17 protein-coding genes, 8 tRNA genes and 1 pseudogene are annotated in these 21,503 nt (G+C 39.6%); 20 read left to right on the top strand and 6 right to left on the bottom strand.

Going from position 1 to position 21,503, the window contains the following annotated elements; translation table 11 throughout:
• Positions 1-42: 42 nt before the first annotated feature.
• Positions 43-786: a DUF3307 domain-containing protein gene (locus RF53_RS14145; protein ID WP_039038056.1), complete on the bottom strand. Its 744-nt coding sequence runs from the start codon at positions 784-786 to the stop codon at positions 43-45.
• On the bottom strand, positions 786-1,409 hold the full coding sequence (locus tag RF53_RS14140; RefSeq protein ID WP_039038055.1) for a hypothetical protein: 624 nt from the start codon (positions 1,407-1,409) through the stop codon (positions 786-788). The genes RF53_RS14145 and RF53_RS14140 overlap by 1 nt, the downstream gene beginning before the upstream one ends.
• Before the next feature lie 147 nt (positions 1,410-1,556).
• On the opposite strand from RF53_RS14140, the gene RF53_RS14135 reads away from it, so the two are divergent.
• From RF53_RS14135 to RF53_RS14100, 8 genes are all read left to right on the top strand, one after another.
• Complete coding sequence (locus RF53_RS14135; RefSeq protein WP_039038054.1) at positions 1,557-2,060, top strand: LabA-like NYN domain-containing protein; 504 nt, start codon at positions 1,557-1,559, stop codon at positions 2,058-2,060.
• 152 nt (positions 2,061-2,212) lie between these two features.
• Complete coding sequence (nudC, locus tag RF53_RS14130; RefSeq protein WP_039038053.1) at positions 2,213-3,133, top strand: NAD(+) diphosphatase; 921 nt, start codon at positions 2,213-2,215, stop codon at positions 3,131-3,133.
• Between the two features lie 9 nt (positions 3,134-3,142).
• Complete coding sequence (locus RF53_RS14125) at positions 3,143-4,324, top strand: cystathionine beta-lyase (protein WP_039038052.1); 1,182 nt, start codon at positions 3,143-3,145, stop codon at positions 4,322-4,324.
• Positions 4,325-4,468: 144 nt separating this feature from the next.
• Positions 4,469-5,296: an ABC transporter permease subunit gene (locus RF53_RS14120; protein WP_039038051.1), complete on the top strand. Its 828-nt coding sequence runs from the start codon at positions 4,469-4,471 to the stop codon at positions 5,294-5,296.
• The gene (locus tag RF53_RS14115; protein ID WP_010557097.1) at positions 5,293-6,201 is read left to right on the top strand and encodes an ABC transporter ATP-binding protein; all 909 of its coding nucleotides are present in this window, start codon (positions 5,293-5,295) and stop codon (positions 6,199-6,201) included. The genes RF53_RS14120 and RF53_RS14115 overlap by 4 nt, the downstream gene beginning before the upstream one ends.
• The gene (locus RF53_RS14110; RefSeq protein WP_006794021.1) at positions 6,201-6,575 is read left to right on the top strand and encodes a PH domain-containing protein; all 375 of its coding nucleotides are present in this window, start codon (positions 6,201-6,203) and stop codon (positions 6,573-6,575) included. Before RF53_RS14115 ends, RF53_RS14110 begins: the two co-directional genes overlap by 1 nt.
• A gap of 197 nt (positions 6,576-6,772) precedes the next feature.
• Positions 6,773-7,561, top strand: a complete 789-nt coding sequence (locus RF53_RS14105) for a putative porin (RefSeq protein WP_039038050.1) — start codon at positions 6,773-6,775, stop codon at positions 7,559-7,561.
• Between the two features lie 252 nt (positions 7,562-7,813).
• Positions 7,814-10,090, top strand: a complete 2,277-nt coding sequence (locus tag RF53_RS14100) for an acyl-CoA dehydrogenase (RefSeq protein WP_039038049.1) — start codon at positions 7,814-7,816, stop codon at positions 10,088-10,090.
• A gap of 64 nt (positions 10,091-10,154) precedes the next feature.
• Here RF53_RS14100 and RF53_RS14095 read toward each other — a convergent pair whose 3' ends face one another.
• Together RF53_RS14095 and cysK are read right to left on the bottom strand one after the other, a co-directional pair.
• Positions 10,155-10,589: a hypothetical protein gene (locus RF53_RS14095; RefSeq protein WP_006794018.1), complete on the bottom strand. Its 435-nt coding sequence runs from the start codon at positions 10,587-10,589 to the stop codon at positions 10,155-10,157.
• Positions 10,590-10,732: 143 nt separating this feature from the next.
• Complete coding sequence (gene cysK / locus RF53_RS14090) at positions 10,733-11,701, bottom strand: cysteine synthase A (RefSeq protein ID WP_039038048.1); 969 nt, start codon at positions 11,699-11,701, stop codon at positions 10,733-10,735.
• A gap of 458 nt (positions 11,702-12,159) precedes the next feature.
• Here cysK and RF53_RS14085 point away from each other — a divergent pair, with 458 nt between their 5' ends.
• From RF53_RS14085 to RF53_RS14030, 12 genes are all read left to right on the top strand, one after another.
• Positions 12,160-13,311: a dicarboxylate/amino acid:cation symporter gene (locus tag RF53_RS14085; protein ID WP_039038047.1), complete on the top strand. Its 1,152-nt coding sequence runs from the start codon at positions 12,160-12,162 to the stop codon at positions 13,309-13,311.
• A 150-nt stretch (positions 13,312-13,461) separates the two neighbouring features.
• Positions 13,462-14,112, top strand: coding sequence for a UvrY/SirA/GacA family response regulator transcription factor (uvrY, locus tag RF53_RS14080; protein WP_006794015.1), 651 nt, complete (start codon positions 13,462-13,464; stop codon positions 14,110-14,112).
• A gap of 9 nt (positions 14,113-14,121) precedes the next feature.
• Positions 14,122-15,945 carry an excinuclease ABC subunit UvrC gene (uvrC, locus tag RF53_RS14075; protein WP_039038046.1) on the top strand — a complete coding sequence of 608 codons (1,824 nt, stop codon included), beginning with the start codon at positions 14,122-14,124 and terminating at the stop codon, positions 15,943-15,945.
• A 42-nt stretch (positions 15,946-15,987) separates the two neighbouring features.
• Entirely contained in the window at positions 15,988-16,533 is a 546-nt protein-coding gene (gene pgsA, locus RF53_RS14070; RefSeq protein WP_006794013.1) for a CDP-diacylglycerol--glycerol-3-phosphate 3-phosphatidyltransferase, read from the top strand.
• 140 nt (positions 16,534-16,673) lie between these two features.
• Positions 16,674-16,749, top strand: a tRNA-Gly gene (locus RF53_RS14065).
• Positions 16,750-16,779: 30 nt separating this feature from the next.
• A tRNA-Cys gene (locus RF53_RS14060) sits at positions 16,780-16,853 on the top strand.
• 36 nt (positions 16,854-16,889) lie between these two features.
• Positions 16,890-16,975, top strand: a tRNA-Leu gene (locus RF53_RS14055).
• 65 nt (positions 16,976-17,040) lie between these two features.
• Positions 17,041-17,116: transfer RNA gene (locus RF53_RS14050), tRNA-Gly, on the top strand.
• Positions 17,117-17,155: 39 nt separating this feature from the next.
• Positions 17,156-17,242 (top strand) — tRNA-Leu (locus tag RF53_RS14045).
• A gap of 127 nt (positions 17,243-17,369) precedes the next feature.
• Positions 17,370-17,445 (top strand) — tRNA-Gly (locus tag RF53_RS14040).
• 19 nt (positions 17,446-17,464) lie between these two features.
• Positions 17,465-17,538 (top strand) — tRNA-Cys (locus RF53_RS14035).
• A gap of 38 nt (positions 17,539-17,576) precedes the next feature.
• Positions 17,577-17,663, top strand: a tRNA-Leu gene (locus RF53_RS14030).
• A 462-nt stretch (positions 17,664-18,125) separates the two neighbouring features.
• On the opposite strand, the pseudogene RF53_RS14025 reads toward RF53_RS14030, so the two are convergent.
• Positions 18,126-19,726, bottom strand: a pseudogene (locus tag RF53_RS14025) (BCCT family transporter).
• A gap of 141 nt (positions 19,727-19,867) precedes the next feature.
• On the bottom strand, positions 19,868-21,283 hold the full coding sequence (locus RF53_RS14020) for an alanine/glycine:cation symporter family protein (RefSeq protein ID WP_039038045.1): 1,416 nt from the start codon (positions 21,281-21,283) through the stop codon (positions 19,868-19,870).
• Between the last annotated feature and the right edge of the window lie 220 nt (positions 21,284-21,503).

Raw genomic sequence — 21,503 nt, 5'->3', positions numbered from 1 at the left:
TTTTAATAAAAACGCGCTTACTTTAAACGGTAGCGCGTTTTTTTAATGTATTAAATACTTTACCATTAAACCTACAAACAAAGTTACACTTACGCTAAGTAGTGTGCCTAACATTACGTATTCGGTGAGCTTTTTATCTTTACTGGCGCTTAAATCGCCAAACCTAAAGACCGACTTAGCCGCTAATAAAAATCCAACACCCGCAAATTGGTCGAGTAAAATAAAACTCAGCATTAACACGCGCTCCAACATGCCAATACTTTGCCCTGCAAGTACTAAGCTGCCTTTACTGCTAAAGTTATCCGTTAAGCGCTCTAGCATCATTCTAATAAATACTGCACTTGGGCTTAAAATAATTAAATAACCGCACACAACCCACAGCACATTTGGGTTAGTGACAAGTGAATATAGGGTGTCTAAAAAGTGTGTATTATCGCTCAGCCATACGCTTAAGTAGATTATTACGGCTATGTGGGCAAATTGATCCAATAAAAAGGGCACGACACCTTTGCTTGAGTAAGATTTGGCTATATCAATTGCGTAATGACTAAGCATAATAATGGCGGTTGCTATTACAACACTGCTAATTTGTTGCCAGCCATAAGTGTATTCCCACGCGCTAATAATTATTGCGCTAGTGACCCCATGGACCAATACATGAAAATACAGTTTAGTTGCCTTGAAGTGGCGGGAGTTTCTGTCGTTAACCCAGCTCATAGGTTGCCAGTAAAAATCAGCCAATAAATGGCCAATAATTAGGGCTACGAGTAAAAGCGAAAAAGCCATTAGCATCTCCCTTGATTTATATTATTTATGATGTTGCTCGCATGGTCTAAAAATCGTTCGATAAGTTGGTAATGGGCTAAATTAAGTAGCTTAGTTACGTTTTCTCTGCTGGTTTTAAGATCTTTTGCTAAAGCTGCATGGCTATTATCGGTACTGGTTAAATAGGCGTACAAAGCATTGGCTTGTTTTTGGGTTATTTTAGTTAGGAGTACATCAGCAAAGGCTAAATTAAGGTTTAAACTTTCATGAATGTTTTGAGGGGGCGTATTAAATAAAAACCGTTGATTGGCTATTTTATCAAGGCCATGACCCGAAAGAGTAAATGCTGAACCTGTAGCTGTTTTTATATCATTGCGCGGGTTATCTATTTCCCCAATAGCCATACTTTGTCTGACTTCGTACCCTGATGCCTTCAAATATAAATAAATTAAAACAGCATGCTTAAACAAATACTCAGGGTTATTAATTTGTAATTGAAAAGAGTCGCCTCGATAAATATTCCAAAGTGTACTCTCGCCCGATACACAACGTAAACTTTGCTCTAGCTCATAAAGCATGGCATCGTATTGCTGTTTAGGAATAGTTTGCGATTTAATAATATCGCCGCTGATCACACCAATCATAACAATCCAAATTAGTTACTTTTTAAAATGTAACCAAAAATGGTTACATAGCGTTATGTAACTAATTTAGGTTACTTAAAAGCAAATAGCAAGGTACACTGAGTTTAAATTATTTCGCTATGGCTATTATTCTAACTAGGGCATTACATGACTTCATTTAACTCGCAGCAAAACATTAAACCGCGTGTAGGTATATTTGTTGACGTACAAAATATTTATTACACGTGTAGAGAAAGCTATAGCAAAAACTTTGATTACAATGCTTTTTGGCGAGTTATCCAGGAGCAGTTCGAAATAGATTGTGCGTTTGCTTACGCTATTTATCGTGGAGATGAAAAGCAAAATCAGTTTCAAAATATTTTGAGAGCGATTGGGTTTGAGGTAAAACTAAAGCCGTTTATTCAGCGCCGAGATGGTAGTGCAAAAGGCGACTGGGATGTAGGCATAACGATAGATATGTTAGAGCATGGAAAAAATCTCGATAAAGTAATTTTGCTCTCGGGCGATGGCGATTTTGCACTGTTACTTGCTCATTTAAAAAATCAATATAATGTGCCGTGTGATGTTTATGGAGCAGATAAGTTAACCGCTGAAGTACTCAAACAAAGTGCAGAAAAGTTTCATTTGATTGATGATAATTTATTACTTTAAAGCTTAAAAAAAAGAGGCTAAGTGCCTGCAACATGAGAGTTTTTAATACAGAGCCTATATAGTTTAATATAGGCTTTATTGTTGCTGTAATAAATTGGGTTTGCTCGTCGGTTATGTTAATTTTAAGCGATGACGAGTAATTAAGGATTTACATGCTCAACTACAGTGATATGCCACTTGATAGATGCTCCAATGTGCGAAAAGACCCAATATGGCTAAAAGGTCAATTGTCGTCGCAAAGCGTGTGGCTTTTGGTAAAAAGCAACGAGACATTATTTATTAAAAATACGCCTCAAATAATGTTTTTACCGTACGAGAAAATTGCACAGCTAAACTTAAACAATGCCCTATTTTTAGGCTTAAACACCACACAGCAGGGGGTGTTTGCCCTCGATGTATCTACTATTGATGACACAACACTTACCCCCATAATAAGTGGCGCAGAGTTTATGGATATTCGTAAACAGGGGCCGCTTGTTGATATAAAAGAGGGGTCTATTGCTGCGCTTGCCCGCGGGTTGTGCTATTGGCATGCAACGCATCGTTTTTGTGGACGTTGTGGCAGTAAAAATCACTTAGTTGAAGCGGGGCATTCTCGTTTATGTGAAAACGAGCGCTGTAAACACCCTACTTTTCCTCGTACCGACCCTGCGGTAATTATGGTTGTAACTAAAACGTTTGCCGATGGCATTGAGCGATGTTTGCTTGGCCGCCAAGCAGTGTGGCCCACAGGAATGTATTCGTCATTAGCCGGCTTTGTAGACCCAGGTGAAACTTTAGAGCAAGCTGTTGCCCGTGAGGTAAAAGAAGAGGCAGGGATTGACGTTGTTGACGTAACCTATGTGGCGTCTCAGCCATGGCCATTTCCTTCATCTATCATGCTTGGTTTTTTTGCTAAAGCAACGTCTGAGCAAATTAACGTAGATAAAGACGAACTTGACGATGCTAAGTGGTTTAGCCGTGAAGATTTGGCAAACTTTGGTAATTGGCATGACGAAGGAGATCATTTAAAACTTCCTCGTACTGATTCTATTTCTCGCTATTTAATTGAACATTGGCGTACTAATCCATAAGGAATAACCATGTCGAGTAACAGTAATAAAAATACTCAGCTTGTGTCGTCTGGGCGCAAAAAAGCTTACACCCATGGTGTAGTAAACCCCGTTGTGCAGCGCGCATCAACGGTGGTATTTGATTCGGTTGCAGAACTTAAAGAAGCGGCGAAGAAACGTGGCGATAAAACCCTTTTTTATGGGCGTCGTGGCACTACCACCCACTTTGCATTACAAGAAGCCATTACCGATTTAGAAGGCGGTGAAGGGTGTGCACTTTATCCGTGCGGGGCTGCTGCAATTAGCCAAGCGCTATTGTCGTTTTTAAAAAGTGGTGACCATATTTTAATGGTTGATAATGCATATGAGCCTACTCGCGATTTTTGCGATAAAATTTTAGCAGGGCTAGGAATTACCACTACTTATTACCCGCCAACAGTTGGTGCAGGCATAAAAGATTATATTAAGCCAAACACCAAGGTGTTATTTTTAGAATCTCCTGGTTCTATAACTATGGAAATTCAAGACGTACCAGCCATGGTAAACGAAGCCAAAGAACATAACGTTATGACCATGCTGGATAATACTTATGGAAACGGCCTTCATTACCGACCGCTTGAGCATGGCGTCGATATTAGTATTCAAGCGGCAACAAAGTACATTGTTGGTCATTCAGATGTAATGATGGGAGTTGCAGTGGCAAATAAAAAATATTGGCCAACGCTTCGCGAACATTCTTACTTACTAGGGCAGTGTACAAGTGCTGATGATGCATATTTGGCACTGCGCGGTTTACGCACGATGAGCGTGCGTTTAAATCAGCATGAAAAGGCGGCGATAGAGGTGGCAAAATGGCTTGAACAGCATGAGTTAGTTGATCATATTCGCCATCCAGCCTTTGAAACCTGCCCAGGCCATGCGTTTTTTAAGCGTGACTTTTACGGCAGTAATGGGTTGTTTTCAATTGTTATGAAAACAGGGAATCAAAAAGCCATTGATGCATTTTTAGATAGCCTTCAGCATTTTAAAATGGGTTTTTCGTGGGGAGGCTTTGAAAGCTTGGTCACCGCTAATTTAACCATGAAAGGGTTGCGCTCAACCACTGGCTGGGATCTAGGACCGGTTATTAGATTGCATATTGGCCTTGAAGATATCGATGACTTAATAGCTGATTTAACCCAAGCGTTTGAGGTATACAAGCAGCATTTATAACTATGCGCTAGTTACATTTAAATGGTTTGTTACAAAGCTCACTCTTCGTGGGCTTTTTTTTGCTGGTAATTCAAGGTGTTTACACTTAGGGTAGTTATATTAGGCTTTGAACTAAAGCATAAGCAACGTCATTAAGGATAGTCAATGGCAACACCATTACCAATAAACGTAGGGCGATTAACGCAAATTGCGGGATTTGAGCTTGTACGTATGTTTTTAACTAAACGTGGGCTTATAGCCCTTGCGGCATTTGCACTTGTTTGGTTAATTATTTTGCGCTACCCGATAGGGCAAGCTGTGAGCATTATTAGCTCCCCAAACTTTGAGCAAATAGCCCGCGATATTTCAGGCTCAATTGGCTTGAGTAAACTTCTTGATTGGCCTGAAGCCGAGTTTGCTATGTATTGGTTAATTGCTTTGTACAGTTTTCCTGTGTTTAGTTTATTTATTTGTAGTGACCAAACAGTGGGTGACAGAGAGCGCGGTACACTGAGGTTTTTATCATTGCGTTCAACCCGATTTGAAATTTTGTTTGGCCGGTTTATTGGGCAATTAGCGGTATTAACGTGTTTGGTAGCAATTACTCTTGTGGCCACATTAGCGGTACTAGGGTATCGCGATCCTAGTTTGTTGGTAGGGGGCGTTGGCCGCGTACTGTCGATATTTTCAATTCTTATAGTTACATTTGCACCGTTTGTGGCGTTAATGACTTTAATTAATACTTTTGCACGTTCATCGCGGTTATCAATTGTACTCGCTATTTTATATTTTACAGCGGGTGGAATCGTAGTGGGTTTACTACAGTGGCAAATACCTGCATTAAGCGTGCTTGATTATTTATTCCCGGGTGTACAAATAGAGCAACTCGCCGGTCAAAACCTGCCATTATTAAGTGCCGTGGGAATACCACTTGTACAAACTGCTGTGTTACTGGCAGTGGCTCAACGTATTTTTGCAAGGAGCTCACTATGAATCCACTAATTACAGGGCGTAATTTAAGTAAGTCGTATGGGTCTAAACTTGCGCTTAATAATGTGAACTTTGAAATTGAGCAAGGTGCTCCTGTTGCTCTAGTTGGCCCAAATGGTGCGGGTAAAACGACATTATTTAGTTTGTTATGCGGCTATATAGCGCCCAGCAATGGTGAGCTTGAAATACTCGGCCATAAACCCGGCAGTGCCGCATTATTTAATAAGGTCAGTGCTTTACCACAAGATGCGCAGCTCGATCCGCGTTTTAATATAGATAAACAACTTGCTTTTTACGCCAAATTACAAGGTATGAGTACCAAGCAAAGTCAAACAGAAGCATTGCGCGTGCTTGATTTAGTTGGGCTGCGTGAAATTGCTAAAAACCGTGCAGGTGATTTATCGCATGGTATGCGCAAACGTGTAACCATAGCGCAGGCTCTTATTGGTTCGCCGCAAATTGTTATGCTAGATGAGGCAACCGCAGGACTTGATCCTATTCATGCCAGAGAAGTACGTGAATTGGTGTCAACGTTGAGCTCTGAAGCAACCTTTATTTTAAGTTCGCACGATTTAACTGAGCTTGAGCGGTTATGTTCACAAGTGCTGCATTTAGATAAAGGCGTATTGAGTGAGCACCAAACAAAAGTAAATCAAACCGACAAACACTTTTACACATTAATGCTAAACGAGATGTATGAAAACGTTGAGCAACAGTTACAGTTACTCAATGGTGTAAGCTCTGTTTATATGAGCCAACACAAAGAGTATGTTATTGAATACACACAATCTGAGCAGGCACTTGATATTGCACTATTACAGTTTTGCCACCAACATAATTGGCAATACAGGCAATTGGTTAATGGCCATACATTAGAAAATCAAATTTTTAAACAGGAGAAAGTATAATGGGTTTATTAAGCGGATTAATGGGTAACGCAAGCGAAGTTGATGATTCTGATTTAGAAAAAGTACTCGCTAATACATTAATTGAGGGTGAGCACGTCGAAAAAGCCTATAAGGTTATTCGCGATATGTTCATTTTTACTAATAAGCGCTTAATTTTAATTGATAAGCAAGGTGTAACTGGTTCTAAAATGGAAATGGTGAGTATTGCTTATTCTAAAATTACCAAGTTTAGCAAAGAGAGTGCAGGGCACTTTGATTTGGATGCTGAACTTAAAATTTGGATTGGCTCTGACCCAACGCCACTTACAAAAGAGTTTAAAGCAGGCGATAACATTAATGAAGTTTATAGAGTAATTAGCCAACACGCTCTATAATTGTACAACTACTTTAAGTAGTTGTTGACTAAATGTTGCAACTACTTTAATTTTACAGTTTCTTACACCTCCTTACAATTAACTCAACAAATACAATGGTTTAATTAAGTTTTCATTCAGTTTCCCGGCGTTAGCATGTGCCCACTTTAGTAATTTAGCTAAAGCATAAAACGCAATGTACATAGGGAAGTCTTACAATGAAAAAATTAGCAGTTATTATTTCAAGCATTTTATTATCTAGCACTGCGGCTGCTGCAGACAGCTATAACTCAATCAGTAACTTAAGTTACAAAGACAGCGACAATAACGATACCGTTGCTGTAGATTCTATTTATTACCTATCACCTAAAAAAACATTAGGCCCGTACGACCAATTTGAATACATTAATAAACAAAGCAACATTTACGGCGCATACGCTGATGACGACTTTAGCGATACAACGTTAGTTGGTGGTGAGTACTTTATGAATGAATTTGTTATTGGTGCATCATACACAAACCTTGATGTTGGCAATCATAACGAAGCATATACAATTTCAGGCGGTTACTTTTTTAACCCAGATTTGCTTGCAAAAGTGACGCTAGTTGAAAATAAAGATGGCGAAGACTTCGCTTTATTCGATTTAGCGTATAACCATATGCTTAACAGTACCGATTACGTTGGTGTAACTGTTACTGCGGATGATGATTTTGATTACCGCGCCGTTGCTGCTAAATACTTTATTGATTTACAGCAAGGTAACTACTTAACATTTGAAGGTAAATACGAAAGCATTGATGATGCTGAAAACCAATGGGTGGCAGAAACGAATTACTATTTCTCAAAAGCGACCTCTGTATTTGCAAGCTACGATAAACAAGATACCTACAGCTTTGGTGCTCAGCACTTCATTAACAAAAATATTGGCCTTAAAGTAGGTTACGAAAACAATGCCGATGACTCTGATAATGATGCTTACTTTGCAAACATGCGTTTTCAGTTTTAATGAATAACGCAATTTAAGTCTTCAGCTTAATTAAAATATAAGCCCGCTCATGCAGCGGGCTTTTGTATTAATAAGGCTTATACTTTTTATTTTTTAGTTGCTTTACCCATATCAAAATTAATAATTACAGACTAGTTTATTCTTTATTCCCTAATTTACAGGCTTAGTAGACAGCGTATTTGCAATGATTGTATTTAAACTAAGATGGGTCATACTTAGGTTATTAATTTCTAATGTTAAAGGAATGTAGGCATGTCGGTATTTATCATTTTACTGGTTGTTATGGTGGTTATTTTTGCTGTTAAAGATATCCGCTTAAACCTGATCAGTAGACCCACGTTTAAAATGTTTAAAAAAGTACTTCCACCGCTTTCGCAAACAGAGCGAGAGGCTATGGAAGCAGGCGATGTTTGGTGGGATGGAGAACTATTTAGTGGTAACCCTGATTGGAAAAAATTACACAATTTTCCAAAGCCAGAATTGAGCGAAAAAGAAAACGCATTTATGGCTGATCAGGTTGAGACCCTAATGGCGATGCTAGATGATTACCAAATAGTGCAAAAAGATAAAGATTTGCCAAAAGAAGTGTGGGATTACTTAAAAAAAGAAGGTTTTTTTGCATTAATCATTCCTGAAAAGTTTGGTGGGCGAGAGTTTTCGGCGATTGCTAATTCAACCATTGTGTCAAAAATTTCGACCAAGAGTTTAACTGCGGCGGTTACCGTAATGGTGCCAAATAGTCTAGGGCCGGGTGAGCTATTGCTGCATTACGGTACTAAAGAGCAGCAAGATCGCTGGTTACCAACGCTTGCCAATGGTGAAGATGTTCCATGCTTTGCACTTACAGGCCCTGAAGCAGGCTCTGATGCCGGTAGCATTCCAGACTCTGGCGTTGTATGTAAAGGAGAGCACAATGGTGAAGAAGTAATTGGCCTTCGTTTAAACTGGTCAAAACGTTACATTACCCTTGCACCCGTTGCCACCGTGTTAGGCCTTGCTTTTAAAATGTATGACCCCGATGGTTTATTAGGAGACGAAAAAGAGCTTGGTATTACGTGCGCACTTATTCCAACCGATCACCCAGGAGTTAAAACAGGTGAGCGCCATTACCCACTTAATATGGCATTTATGAACGGTACAACTTATGGTGAAGATGTGTTTATTCCGCTTGACTGGATTATTGGTGGACAAGAGTGTGCGGGGCGTGGCTGGCGGATGCTGGTGGAGTGTTTAAGTGCAGGGCGTGGTATTTCGCTGCCGGCTTTAAGTGCTGCAACCGGTCACCTAGCGGCTAAAATGACTTCAGCATATGCCGTAGTTCGCCAACAATTTGGTGTATCTATTGGGCAATTTGAAGGTGTACAAGAAGCGCTTGCTCGCATTGGTGGCTTAACTTACACGCTAGAGTCATGTCGGTTAATGACGGCTGGCGCAATCGATTTAAAACTTAGCCCTTCGGTTGTCACCGCTATTGCCAAATACCATATGACGGAAATGGGTCGTACAGTCATGAATGATGCGATGGATATTCATTCAGGTAAAGGCATTCAGGTGGGGCCAAATAACTATTTGGCACATGGTTATATGGGAATACCGGTGTCTATTACGGTAGAAGGCGCAAATATTTTAACTCGAAATTTAATGATATTTGGACAAGGAGCGACCCGCTGTCATCCTTTTGTTCTAAAAGAAATGGAGGCCGCTGCACTTGAAGACGACGATGCTGCTCTGAATCAATTTGATGGTTTATTAATGAACCATATATTATTTGCGGTAAGTAATGCCAGCATGGCATTTATACATGGTTTAACACGTAGTTACTTTGCAAAAGCGCCTGTTGGCGGTGAAACCGCAGTTTACTACAAGCACCTAAGCAGAATGAGCAGAGGCTTGGCTATTTGTACCGACGTAGCCATGCTTATGTTAGGTGGTGAGCTCAAACGCAAAGAGATGATATCTGCCCGATTAGGCGACGTATTGAGCCAGTTGTATTTAGCTTCTACGGTTTTAAAACGCTACGAAGACGAAGGTCGTCAACAAGCAGACTTACCTTTTGTTAAATATGCGATAGAAACATCGTTATTTGAAATTGGCCAAGCGTTTGATGGTTTTTTCAAAAATTTCTCAAACCCGATTATTAATTTTGTGCTTAAGCGTATTGTATTTCCAATTGGAAATCATTACGAAAAACCAAGCGATGAAATTGCACAACGTATTTGCGAGCATATGACACAACCAGGTGTGTTTAGAAATCGCTTAACTCATTTGTGTTATGTAGATGAAAACGCAGGTACAGGGGGAATGGAAAATGCATTTTTAGCTATGCACGATATGCAGGCTCAATTCAAAGATTTAAAACAATGGCAGCGCAAGGGCAATATTCCTGCAACGCTCGATATTGAAGGTGCGATTAACTTTGCATTAGACAATGATTTAGTAACGCAAACCGATGCCGATGCTATGCACCATGCCAATAAGCTACGTAAACAAGCAATAGCGGTTGATAACTTTCAGCAAGGCGAGTTGTAGCTAATTATTTGAACTGTAAATAAAAAAGGCCTTACAAGTGTAAGGCCTTTTTTCAATATAATGATTAGCGTGCGTATGGGTCAGCAACTATTTTGTCGATATACCATTTACCTTTTTTACGTAGCATTTTTACGCTACGCATGTCATCTATTTTGTTACCATTTAAATAACCGGTGAAAATAAGATTTATTTTAGCATTGTCACCATACTGTTCGCGTACACTCATATTGGTCATATCGACTTCAATAATAACCTCATCGTACTGCATGTTAACTAAGTTACGAGTAAATTGTTTAGCTGTACCGTACGACTTCATGATTCGCGTAAGGTTGGGTGTTGCCATGGTTGTTGCTTTTTGAAGGTCTTGCTGATTGTACAAGGCATCAAAGTAGGCTGTTGCAGTGTCACCGGGTGAATCGCCAAGTTTTTTTACATCATCGCCACAGGCAACTAAAAACAAACACAGAATAAGGCTGACTAAATAGGTTATTTTTTTCATATTAATTTTTGTTAGTTAGTTTTATTTAAGTGTGTGGTGAATTAGCTAATATGTAAAGACATGGAAGGTAAATAAAAGATATTACAGAGTAAATAATAAAAAAGGATGCCTAAGCATCCTTTCAAAAAAATGGTTAGTTATGCTTATTGAACAAGCTCTTGGTCGCTAAATTCCTCATCAAATAGCGGGCTTGATAAGTAACGTTCAGTGGCACTTGGTAAAATAACAACAATATTTTTGTCGGCATTTTCTGGTTTTTCAGCAATACGTTTTGCTGCCACTACAGCAGCGCCAGATGAAATACCCACTAGTATACCTTCTTTTTTCATTAGCTCATGTGCCATAGCAATTGCATCTTCGTTAGATACTTGCTCTGCAGCATCTATTAGGCTCATGTCTAGGTTTCCAGGGATAAATCCTGCGCCAATACCTTGAATTTTATGAGGCCCTGGCTTAACTTCTTCACCGGCAAGTGTTTGGCTGATTACTGGTGAATTAGTTGGCTCAACAGCAATAGACTTAACATTTAGACCTTTTTCTGTTTTAAGGTAGCGACTAACACCTGTTATAGTCCCGCCAGTACCTACGCCTGCTACAAAGTAGTCCACTTTTCCGTCAAGAGCGTCAAATATTTCTGGGCCTGTAGTCTCTAAGTGTATTTTTGGGTTTGCTGGATTCTCAAACTGCTGTAGCAAGATATACTTTTCAGGATCGGTGGCTTGAATCTCTTTTGCTTTTTGGATTGCACCATTCATACCTTTAGCGCCGTCTGTAAGCACAAGGTTAGCACCCAACGCTTTTAGAAGTTTACGACGCTCTAAGCTCATAGTGTTAGGCATAGTAAGCGTTAGTTTATAACCACGTGCTGCGGCAACGAAGGCCAATGCAATACCTGTATTACCAGATGTAGGCTCGATAAGTTCTTTACCCTCAGTTAGCTGACCTGCTTTTTCAGCCTCCCAAATCATCGATGCACCAATGCGGCATTTTATACTAAAGCTTGGGTTACGCGCTTCCACTTTAGCGAATACATTCCCACCTGTAACACGTTTAAGTTTTACCAGTGGTGTATTACCGATACTAAGTGAGTTATCTTCAAAAATAGTAGACATAATGTTCCTTTGGATACAATCTGATCAACGTGCTAATAGCCTTTGCTACTAACTATATGTTGACACTTTACTGAGAGTTTAAAAAAATAAAAGTAAAGTTTGGCTATAAGATATATCTATTGAGCTTATAACTAAGTGAAATAAAAATCTATATTAGCTGTGCCTTTTGTTATTAGGTGCGCACATTTAATTTAATGATAAGACGCTTTTGTTTGTTATGTCGGCTTTTTACCTATAAATAAAATAAAGAGAAGCTTAAATATTTAAATAGGCGCAGACACTCATGCGGCCTAACGGCTAATAAATTGAGTGATTTTTGAATATGATACTTTACCGAGGTCAAATGCACTTTTTATTGATGATTATTTATGCAAACAAACTTTAGTTCAGCGGTTTTATGACACAAGCTAACCAAAACATGATAAAAACGTTTATCTAACAATAATTGAGTAATAAAAATGAAGTTAATCTTAAAGTTAATTGCCGGCATTGTGGCTGGTATATTGGTAGGCTTTTATGTGCCTTTGACAGGTGTTGAACTCTTATTTACGGTTAAAGAGTTAATTGGTCAAATTATTTCCTTCACTATTCCTCTTATTATTTTGTTTTTTATTGCTTCTGGTATTGCAGGGCTTCCTAAAGGTTCTGGCCACTTACTTGGTAAAACGGTTGGATTTGCATATAGCTCTACCGTCATTGCTGGCACGCTTGCTTTTTTATTAGTCAGTGCTGTTATCCCATTTTTAAGTGGGGGTATTACGTTCGAAGCTGAAGTAGCCACGGAAATAGGCAGTCTTATTGATATAGAAATCCCACCATTAATGGGGGTGATGACTGCGCTTGCTACGGCTTTCATATTCGGTATTGGTATGAGCCAGCTTGAATTAGACACACTAAAAAAAGTATCGGATCAGGGTCGTGATGTAATAGATGCGTTATTGTCAAAAGTGATTATTCCTGCATTACCGTTTTATATTGCCGGTGTATTTGCTGAAATGACTGTAGCAGGCACAGTGGTTGATACGCTACAAACATTTGGCGTGGTGCTTATTGCAGCCCTTGTAATGCATTGGTTATGGTTAAGTGTTCTTTATATTGCAACAGGCATTTTATTGAACCGTAATCCACTTGAGTTAGTTAAAAATATGCTACCTGCTTATTTTACTGCACTAGGTACTATGTCGAGTGCTGCAACTATTCCTGTGTCGTTGCAATCAAGTAAAGCTAATAATGTTAAAGAAGACGTAGCAAACTTTACAGTACCTTTATGTGCCACCATTCATTTGTCGGGTTCAACAATTACTATTGTTACGTGTGCCATGGCTGTTATGTTTTTATCACCCGGGATGGAAGTGCCATCGTTAATAGGCATGTTGCCATTTATATTTATGCTCGGTGTTGTGATGATTGCAGCGCCAGGCGCTCCGGGTGGCGCGGTAATGTCGGCGCTTGGGCTTTTAACAAGCATGCTTGGCTTTAATGAAGGAGCTGTGGCATTAATGATTGCACTGTACTTAGCTCAAGACAGCTTTGGTACGGCATGTAATGTTACCGGTGATGGTATTATTGCATTATGGGTTGACCGTTTTAGTGAAAAGTCAGCCTCTTAAATCGCTGGGCACATTGATTTCAGTACTTTTAACTTTAGTTAACGTGCCTGAGTGAGAGCGATAATATTAGTTATTGTTTCGCTTTAACTGTGTTAATGTGACAAATTAAATTATTTAGACGTGTGTAGTTGAGTTAATGAGGGTATTGCATTGATTAATGTACTTTTAGTTGATGATCATGAACTAGTACGAACTGGGATCAGACGCATATTAGACGATGTGCGTGGGTTTAAAGTTGTAGGTGAAGCAAAAGACGGTGAAGCCGCTGTTCAGTTTTGCCGACAGCACACACCTAATATTGTACTTATGGATATGAATATGCCTGGCATGGGTGGATTAGAGGCAACTAAAAAGATTTGTCGCTATTGCCCAGACGTAAAAATTATCGTTCTTACTGTTAATTGCGAAGACCCATTTCCGTCTAAAGTAATGCAAATTGGTGCTCATGGCTTTCTTACCAAAGGAGCTGGCTCTGATGAAATGGTTCGTGCCATTCGTTCAGTTCATGCTGGTCAACGCTACATTGCGCCTGAAATTGCACAACAAATAGCACTGGCACAGGTTACTGGTCGTACAGACGAAAATCCGTTCCAGAGTCTATCAGAACGCGAACTTCAGATAATGCTTATGATCACCAAAGGTGAAAAAGCACAAGATATTGCAGAGCGCTTAAACCTCAGTTCTAAAACAGTTAATAGCTATCGTTACCGTATGTTTGAAAAATTAAATGTAGGTGGCGATGTTGAACTTACACATTTAGCTATTCGTCATAAGATGATTGACATAGACGTGTCGTACTAACCCTTCTATATGTCTGAATTTGATCACGTACATTTTTTAAAAACGCTATCAAGCGAGCCCGGTGTTTACCGCATGCTTGATAGTGACAACCAAGTTATTTATGTTGGTAAAGCTAAACAATTAAAAAAACGCGTAAGCAGTTACTTTAGATCCAACATTACCGACAGCAAAACCCGTGTTTTAGTCAGTAACATTAATGATATTGAAGTCACACTGACCAACACCGAAACCGAAGCGCTACTGCTCGAAAATAACCTCATAAAAAAATATCAGCCTCGTTATAATATTCTACTGCGAGATGATAAGTCTTACCCCTATATTTTATTAACGAACCATAAGCATCCGCGGTTAGCGTTCCATAGAGGGAGCCGCAAAATAAAAGGTGAGTATTTTGGTCCATTTCCGAGTGCAGGCGCGGTCTCGGAAAGTTTGCGTTTAATGCAAAAAATATTTCCCGTTCGTCAATGCGAAGATGCTTATTATCGTGCCCGAAGTCGCCCTTGTTTGCAGTATCAGCTCAAGCGTTGCTCTGCGCCATGCGTTAACAAAGTTACCGAGCAAGACTACAGTGAACAAGTTGACTATGTTCGCAAATTTTTGACGGGTAAATCGGATGAAGTCATTGCCGAACTAATAACAAAAATGGAAGCGGCCAGTGCGGAGCTCAACTTTGAGCTTGCCGCAAAAGTACGTGATCAAATAATGCTACTACGTAAAATGCAGGAGCAACAATCTATTTCGGGTAACTTTGCAGAAATGGATGTGGTGGGCTTTGCGCATTTAAATGGATTAAACGGCATACATTTATTGATGATTCGCGATCATAAAGTGCTCGGCAGTAAAACGTACTTTCCAAAAGTACCCAAAGATTCAAGCGAGCAAGAAATTTTAACTTCATTCTTAGGTCAATATTATTTAGCACCAGGTGCAACAGGACGCATTGCTAAAGAAATTATACTCCCGTTTGAAATAGAAGAGAGCAGTGCGTTAAGCGAAGCACTGACGCAAATAAGCGATCGTAAAGTGGCGCTTAAAGTGGTTACACGTGGAGAGCGTGCGCAATACCTGCAACTAGCAAATAAAAATGCGTTAAACAGTATTGCTGTCAAACAAAGTACACAAGACTCTATTAATAAACGCTATGCCCAATTAAAAGCAACATTACGCCTAGATGATATAGCGCGAATGGAATGTTTTGATATAAGCCATACTATGGGAGAAAACACGGTAGCAAGTTGCGTTGTTTTCGATTCGCAAGGCCCAAATACAAAAGAATACAGGCGCTATAATGTCACCGGTATAACCGGTGGTGATGATTATGCAGCCATGGAGTTTGCTTTAAATAAGCGTTACAACAAATTAGTGGATGAAGACAAAATCCCCGATGTAATATTTATAGATGGCGGTAAAGGACAGTTAGGGCGTGCAGAGCAATATTTTTCTAATTGGTCTCATTCTAAAATGCCTCTGCTAGTCGGGGTTGCAAAAGGAACGAGCCGTAAACCTGGCCTAGAAACATTACTCATAGATGGGGGGCGTAAAACAATTCCGATGGATTCTGATGCGCCTGCACTTCACCTAATACAACATATACGAGATGAATCTCACCGTTTTGCAATAGCTGGGCATCGTAATAAGCGTCAAAAACAGCGAACACAATCATTGTTGGAAGAAATTAATGGAGTAGGTTCTAAACGTCGCCAAACATTATTAAAATATTTAGGGGGCATGCAGGGGGTAAAAGCTGCTAATATAGAACAATTAAAGAAAGTTCCCGGGATCAGCCCTGATATGGCTGAGAAGATATTTAACCATTTACATGACAAGGGCTAGCCCTTCATGCGAATATAAAAGAAAAGACATATCCAAGTAGTTATGTGGAATATTCCAAACACACTCACAACATTTAGACTTTTTCTTATCCCCATTTTTTTGGTGATATTTTATTTGCCTTATAGCTGGGCTTTTTTTGCTGCCGCTTTTATTTTTTGGCTTGCATCAATTACCGATATACTTGATGGCTACCTTGCAAGAAAATTAGAACAATCAACGCCATTTGGAGCCTTTTTAGATCCTGTTGCAGACAAGGTAATGGTGTGTGCTGCACTTGTTGCTCTCTCTGATCAATATCAGTCAATGTATATGACCATTCCTGCGCTTATTATTATTAGTCGAGAAATAGTTATATCAGCATTAAGGGAATGGATGGCTGAGCAGGGCAAGCGTGGCAATGTAGCTGTATCTAATATGGGAAAAATTAAAACTGCCGCACAAATGTTGGCCATCATTGGTTTGATTTGGCAATATGACACCTGGATGAATTATTTAAGTTTTGGGCTACTCTATATAGCAACCTTTTTGACCCTGAGTTCTATGCTGCAATATTTGAACGCTGCATGGAGTGAATTGACCAAAAATTAACTGTAAATGTATAATAACGCACCGTTTTAGATAAAAAACAAGCAAACAGTTCAAAACTAGCATTTTTTGTATTGACGCGTTTAATAATCTCTGTAGAATGCGTCCGTGTTGAGAGGGCATAGCCCCCAAGATAACGAAATGCGGCACTAGCTCAGTTGGTAGAGCGCGACCTTGCCAAGGTCGAGGTCACGAGTTCGAGCCTCGTGTGCCGCTCCAAGTTATCTAAGGTTATAACCCCAGTGCTGGGGCGGAATGGCAGAGTGGCCATGCACCGGATTGCAAATCCGTTTACCCCGGTTCGACTCCGGGTTCCGCCTCCAATCAACAATCCACACGCTTTAAATAGCAAACTCGATGCCCGAGTGGTGGAATTGGTAGACACAAGGGATTTAAAATCCCTCGCTCTTAGAGTGTGCCGGTTCAAGTCCGGCCTCGGGCACCACTTTGTGGTTTAGTTATATGCACCAACATATAACTTTTAAAATGCAATAGTAGAATTAATATGATGCGGCACTAGCTCAGTTGGTAGAGCGCGACCTTGCCAAGGTCGAGGTCACGAGTTCGAGCCTCGTGTGCCGCTCCATATTAGTTTTATCCACTTGCTTTAAGTAGCAAACTCGATGCCCGAGTGGTGGAATTGGTAGACACAAGGGATTTAAAATCCCTCGACTAACAAGTCGTGCCGGTTCAAGTCCGGCCTCGGGCACCACTTTAAATTATCATACCAAGATAATTTAAAGTTGATAAATTAGTATTTTTGGCGTTAGTTTGGTTGCCAGAACGTTTTACCGCGACATAGTCGCGCACCAACGGACAAATTACTGATAATGTTTTATGCGGCACTAGCTCAGTTGGTAGAGCGCGACCTTGCCAAGGTCGAGGTCACGAGTTCGAGCCTCGTGTGCCGCTCCAAATTATATGGAAGCGTTAAGGCGGAATGGCAGAGTGGCCATGCACCGGATTGCAAATCCGTTTACCCCGGTTCGACTCCGGGTTCCGCCTCCACATAATTTACTCCACACGCTTTAATTAGCAAACTCGATGCCCGAGTGGTGGAATTGGTAGACACAAGGGATTTAAAATCCCTCGACTAACAAGTCGTGCCGGTTCAAGTCCGGCCTCGGGCACCACCTCTATATAAATCCCAAATCCGAAATCACAAAAACTCACATCACAAATTTTTTAATATATATTCAAATCTCATTTATCTAATCTATTTTTAATATCTCCTTAACTTTACTATTTAAAGATTTTGTTACTTAGCCTTTGCAAGGCCCAATTTTTATCGTTATTACTCTATTTCACTCAGCTCAGTTAATACCAATCCGAAATAGTACTTAATTATGTGAATCTATATGAGTAACGCACTTGTCCATAACAAAATAAACAAATCAGAACATTAGTAATTTAATTACTCCTTTATCTATCTTTTAGTCAATCAGATATTTTCAACACAATGAGAGTAAGGTTTGCTCTTTTAAAATAAAAAAGTAGTAACTAGAGCTAGATTGAGGAAAATGTGACGTGGCTATAATAAGTTTTAAATGATTTGTATAAGCGACTCTTAAGAGCCACTTATACCGGATGAATTGTTAGTGCAGTTTGCTTTGAACCTTATAAGTAGGGTATTCGCTTAACAAGCCTTGTATAAGCGCAACACACATTAAAATAAGTATGATTGAAAATGGGAGTGCAGTAGTTACTACACCCGATTGAAGTGCTTGTAAGGCTTGCGAGCCGCCAACCCAAAGTAACACTGCTGCTATCATACCCTCGACAGTAGCCCAAAATATACGCTGTGGCACTGGTGCATCAATTTTACCGCCAGCAGTTATGCCGTCTATCACCAGTGATCCTGAATCAGATGAAGTGATAAAAAAGACTAAAACTAAAGCAATAGAAATAATAGAAATAAAGCTAGAAAACGGTAGCTGTTCATATACATGAAATAAAGTAACTGAAATATCAGTCAAGCCATTTTGTCCAAGAGGCCCGACTTTGTCTATAACTTGTGTAATTGCCATATTGCCAAATACACTCATCCACACAAGGCTGAGCAGAGTTGGCAGGCCTATAACAACAAGTAAGAACTCTCTTACAGTTCGACCTTTAGAAACTCGCGCTATAAACATGCCAACAAACGGTGACCAAGATATCCACCACGCCCAATAAAATACAGTCCAAGAATGCATCCAATCTTCATCGGACCTATTAAAAGGATTACTCAATGGTACAAAATGTTCTACGTATGCTCCCAGGGTAAACCAAACAGCAGGGATTGAATCAGAGAATGTAAGTACGATAACAACTAACAGCAAAAAAAACGCACAAATTAAATTAACGTTGCTTAGTACTTTTACACCGCCCTCAATACCTCTAATAACAGAGAAAATAGCAATACACGTTACTAAGCCAATAACAGATATTTGAAAAGCAGTGCCATAATCGGTGCCTAATAGGTAATTTATACCACTGGTCGCTTGTTGTGCGCCAAGCCCCAGTGATGTTGCTAAACCAAATAAAGTCGACAATACCGCGAGTATATCTATGATATGCCCCATCCACCCCCATGCGCGATCACCAAATAAGGGATAGAAAACAGAACGTATAGACAAAGGCAGGCCTGTATTAAATGCAAAAAAAAGCCAAGCTTAAGCCAACTACTGCGTAAATTGCCCATCCGTGCAAACCCCAGTGGTACATAGTCGCACTTAAAGCTAATGAATGTGCTTGTGCTGAATTGGGTTCACCCCCCATAGGCATATGATACCAACCTGTATAATAAGCTTGTTGGCTCTGCAACACCCCAAAATAGTAATCCAATGCCCATTCCTGCAGCAAATAACATGGCAAGCCACGATATGTAACCATGCTCTGGACGAGCTTTTACACCGCCTAAACGAATTTTACCTAAGGGAGAGAATGCCAAGATAATACAAAAGATTACAAAGGCATTAGCAAGTAACATAAAGTAACTATCGAATTGATTTATGATAACGTCTTTAGTGGAGGTTAGTGCATCGCGGGTAACAGTAGGGTCAAAAACCAAGCTAAGCAATACAAATAAAACAACTAAAAAAGCGCTTATTCCAAATACAGGGTTATGTATATCAAACCCCCATTGTTGTACATTATCTTGTCAAACTTGATAATCAGTAGTATCGATACTGTATTTTTTTGTCATGTCATCCATCGGCTTTCCTTTTTTAGATACCTCTTTGTGTTCCTATACGTAGTAAATATAAAGTAGTAGTAAAAATTAATCTTAGTTTTTAATGTTGGGTAAATAAATTTTAGAACTAAAAAAGCGAGCCGGAGCTCGCTTTTTTATTTTTTATTTCCAAGCTAGAGGGTCTACCTCTTTGTCTAGTTTTGGATGTTTACTTTTATCAAACGAGGGGATTAGGCCTTTTTTACGTTGTTCGTTATAGTCTTTTGAAAGCCATACAACGACACCTGAAAGCATAAATAACGCGATTACATTAACAATAGCCATTAAACCCATAGATATATCGGCTAATGTCCAAATTAATCCGAGCTCACCTACGGCCCCAAACATAACCATTCCTAAAACGATCAGACGGAATATAAACATCCCTTTTTGGGAGTTATGTTCTAAAAACATAAGATTAGTTTCTGCATACGAGTAATTAGCAACAATAGAGGTAAAGGCAAAGAATAAAATTGCAATAGCGATAAAATAAGTGCCCCAACTACCAACATGTTCTGATAATGCTGCTTGAGTCAATTCTATACCCAATACTCCTGATTCAGGAATTAATTGCTGAGATAGAAGGATAAGTGATGCAGTCGCAGTACAAATTACAATTGTGTCAATAAAAACCCCAAGCATTTGCACATAACCCTGTGAAGCAGGGTGAGGAGGGTAAGGTGTTGCTGTTGCTGCAGCATTAGCGGCGCTACCCATACCCGCTTCGTTAGAAAACAAACCACGTTTAATTCCTTGGATCATCGCTTGTATTACACCATAACCTATAGCGCCAGCACCGGCTTGCTCTATTCCAAAAGCACTGTTAATTACTAACATGAATACATCAGGAAGTGCAGCAAAGTTAATAGCACAAACATAAAGCGCAACACATAAATAGGCCAAAGCCATAAAAGGCACAACCATTTCAGCAAATCGAGATATTGTTTTAAGGCCTCCAAATATGATGATCCCAGAACCAATAACTAAACAAATACCTACAATATATTTAGGGATATCAAATGCTACTTCAAAAGCTGCAGCAATAGAGTTTGACTGCACAGCATTAAATACCAGACCAAAAGCTAAAATTAAACACAGTGAGAATAAAACCCCCATCCAACGTTTACCTAAGCCGGTTTGCATATAGTAAGCTGGACCACCTCTAAAATTGCCTTCAGCATCTTTTGTTTTATAAGCTTGTGCAAGTGTACTTTCGGCAAAGCTTGTCGCCATACCAATTAATGCAATTAACCACATCCAAAAAATAGCTCCCGGGCCACCCAGATACAATGCAACAGCGACACCTGCCATATTCCCAGTACCGACTCGAGCTGCTAATGAAGTACAAAAAGCTTGAAAAGAAGAGATTTCGTTATTCGCACATTTTCGAGATCCAAACATGACCTTGAACATATGTGGAAATTGTACAAATTGAATAAAACCTAATTTAAAGGTGAAAAATAACCCCGCTGCTATTAATAAGTATACGAGAACGTGCCCCCACAAGAGACCACTTATACTATTTATTATATCTGCCATAAATACTACCTAAAGACATGCGTTAAAAAAGTGACCGCAACTTACCATAGGAATGACAAAGTGTTTAGAATAAACGACCATAAAAACAAAGTTATCAACAGGTGTTTGTGGGTAACTTGTGTTTAGGGTGTGCGCTTGCTTGGGGTGTAATTTAAATCACTTTTTTAGTTAAAAAAGGCTTGCGTTAAATTCGCGGCTCCCTATAATGCGACCCCACTGA

Origin of the sequence: Pseudoalteromonas sp. ECSMB14103, assembly GCF_000813065.1 — a bacterium.
In the GTDB taxonomy this organism is placed as follows: Bacteria; Pseudomonadota; Gammaproteobacteria; order Enterobacterales; family Alteromonadaceae; genus Pseudoalteromonas; species Pseudoalteromonas marina.
This window is presented reverse-complemented; position numbering and strand designations above follow the sequence as displayed.

What these genes read in the sequence shown, in the direction of transcription:
- RF53_RS14145 (WP_039038056.1), bottom strand. Translation starts at nt 786, where the DNA reads ATGGCTTTTTCGCTTTTACTCGTAGCCCTAATTATTGGCCATTTATTG.
- RF53_RS14140 (WP_039038055.1), bottom strand. Translation starts at nt 1,409, where the DNA reads ATGATTGGTGTGATCAGCGGCGATATTATTAAATCGCAAACTATTCCT.
- RF53_RS14135 (WP_039038054.1), top strand. Translation starts at nt 1,557, where the DNA reads ATGACTTCATTTAACTCGCAGCAAAACATTAAACCGCGTGTAGGTATA.
- nudC (WP_039038053.1), top strand. Translation starts at nt 2,213, where the DNA reads ATGCTCAACTACAGTGATATGCCACTTGATAGATGCTCCAATGTGCGA.
- RF53_RS14125 (WP_039038052.1), top strand. Translation starts at nt 3,143, where the DNA reads ATGTCGAGTAACAGTAATAAAAATACTCAGCTTGTGTCGTCTGGGCGC.
- RF53_RS14120 (WP_039038051.1), top strand. Translation starts at nt 4,469, where the DNA reads ATGGCAACACCATTACCAATAAACGTAGGGCGATTAACGCAAATTGCG.
- RF53_RS14115 (WP_010557097.1), top strand. Translation starts at nt 5,293, where the DNA reads ATGAATCCACTAATTACAGGGCGTAATTTAAGTAAGTCGTATGGGTCT.
- RF53_RS14110 (WP_006794021.1), top strand. Translation starts at nt 6,201, where the DNA reads ATGGGTTTATTAAGCGGATTAATGGGTAACGCAAGCGAAGTTGATGAT.
- RF53_RS14105 (WP_039038050.1), top strand. Translation starts at nt 6,773, where the DNA reads ATGAAAAAATTAGCAGTTATTATTTCAAGCATTTTATTATCTAGCACT.
- RF53_RS14100 (WP_039038049.1), top strand. Translation starts at nt 7,814, where the DNA reads ATGTCGGTATTTATCATTTTACTGGTTGTTATGGTGGTTATTTTTGCT.
- RF53_RS14095 (WP_006794018.1), bottom strand. Translation starts at nt 10,589, where the DNA reads ATGAAAAAAATAACCTATTTAGTCAGCCTTATTCTGTGTTTGTTTTTA.
- cysK (WP_039038048.1), bottom strand. Translation starts at nt 11,701, where the DNA reads ATGTCTACTATTTTTGAAGATAACTCACTTAGTATCGGTAATACACCA.
- RF53_RS14085 (WP_039038047.1), top strand. Translation starts at nt 12,160, where the DNA reads ATGAAGTTAATCTTAAAGTTAATTGCCGGCATTGTGGCTGGTATATTG.
- uvrC (WP_039038046.1), top strand. Translation starts at nt 14,122, where the DNA reads ATGTCTGAATTTGATCACGTACATTTTTTAAAAACGCTATCAAGCGAG.
- pgsA (WP_006794013.1), top strand. Translation starts at nt 15,988, where the DNA reads ATGTGGAATATTCCAAACACACTCACAACATTTAGACTTTTTCTTATC.
- RF53_RS14020 (WP_039038045.1), bottom strand. Translation starts at nt 21,283, where the DNA reads ATGGCAGATATAATAAATAGTATAAGTGGTCTCTTGTGGGGGCACGTT.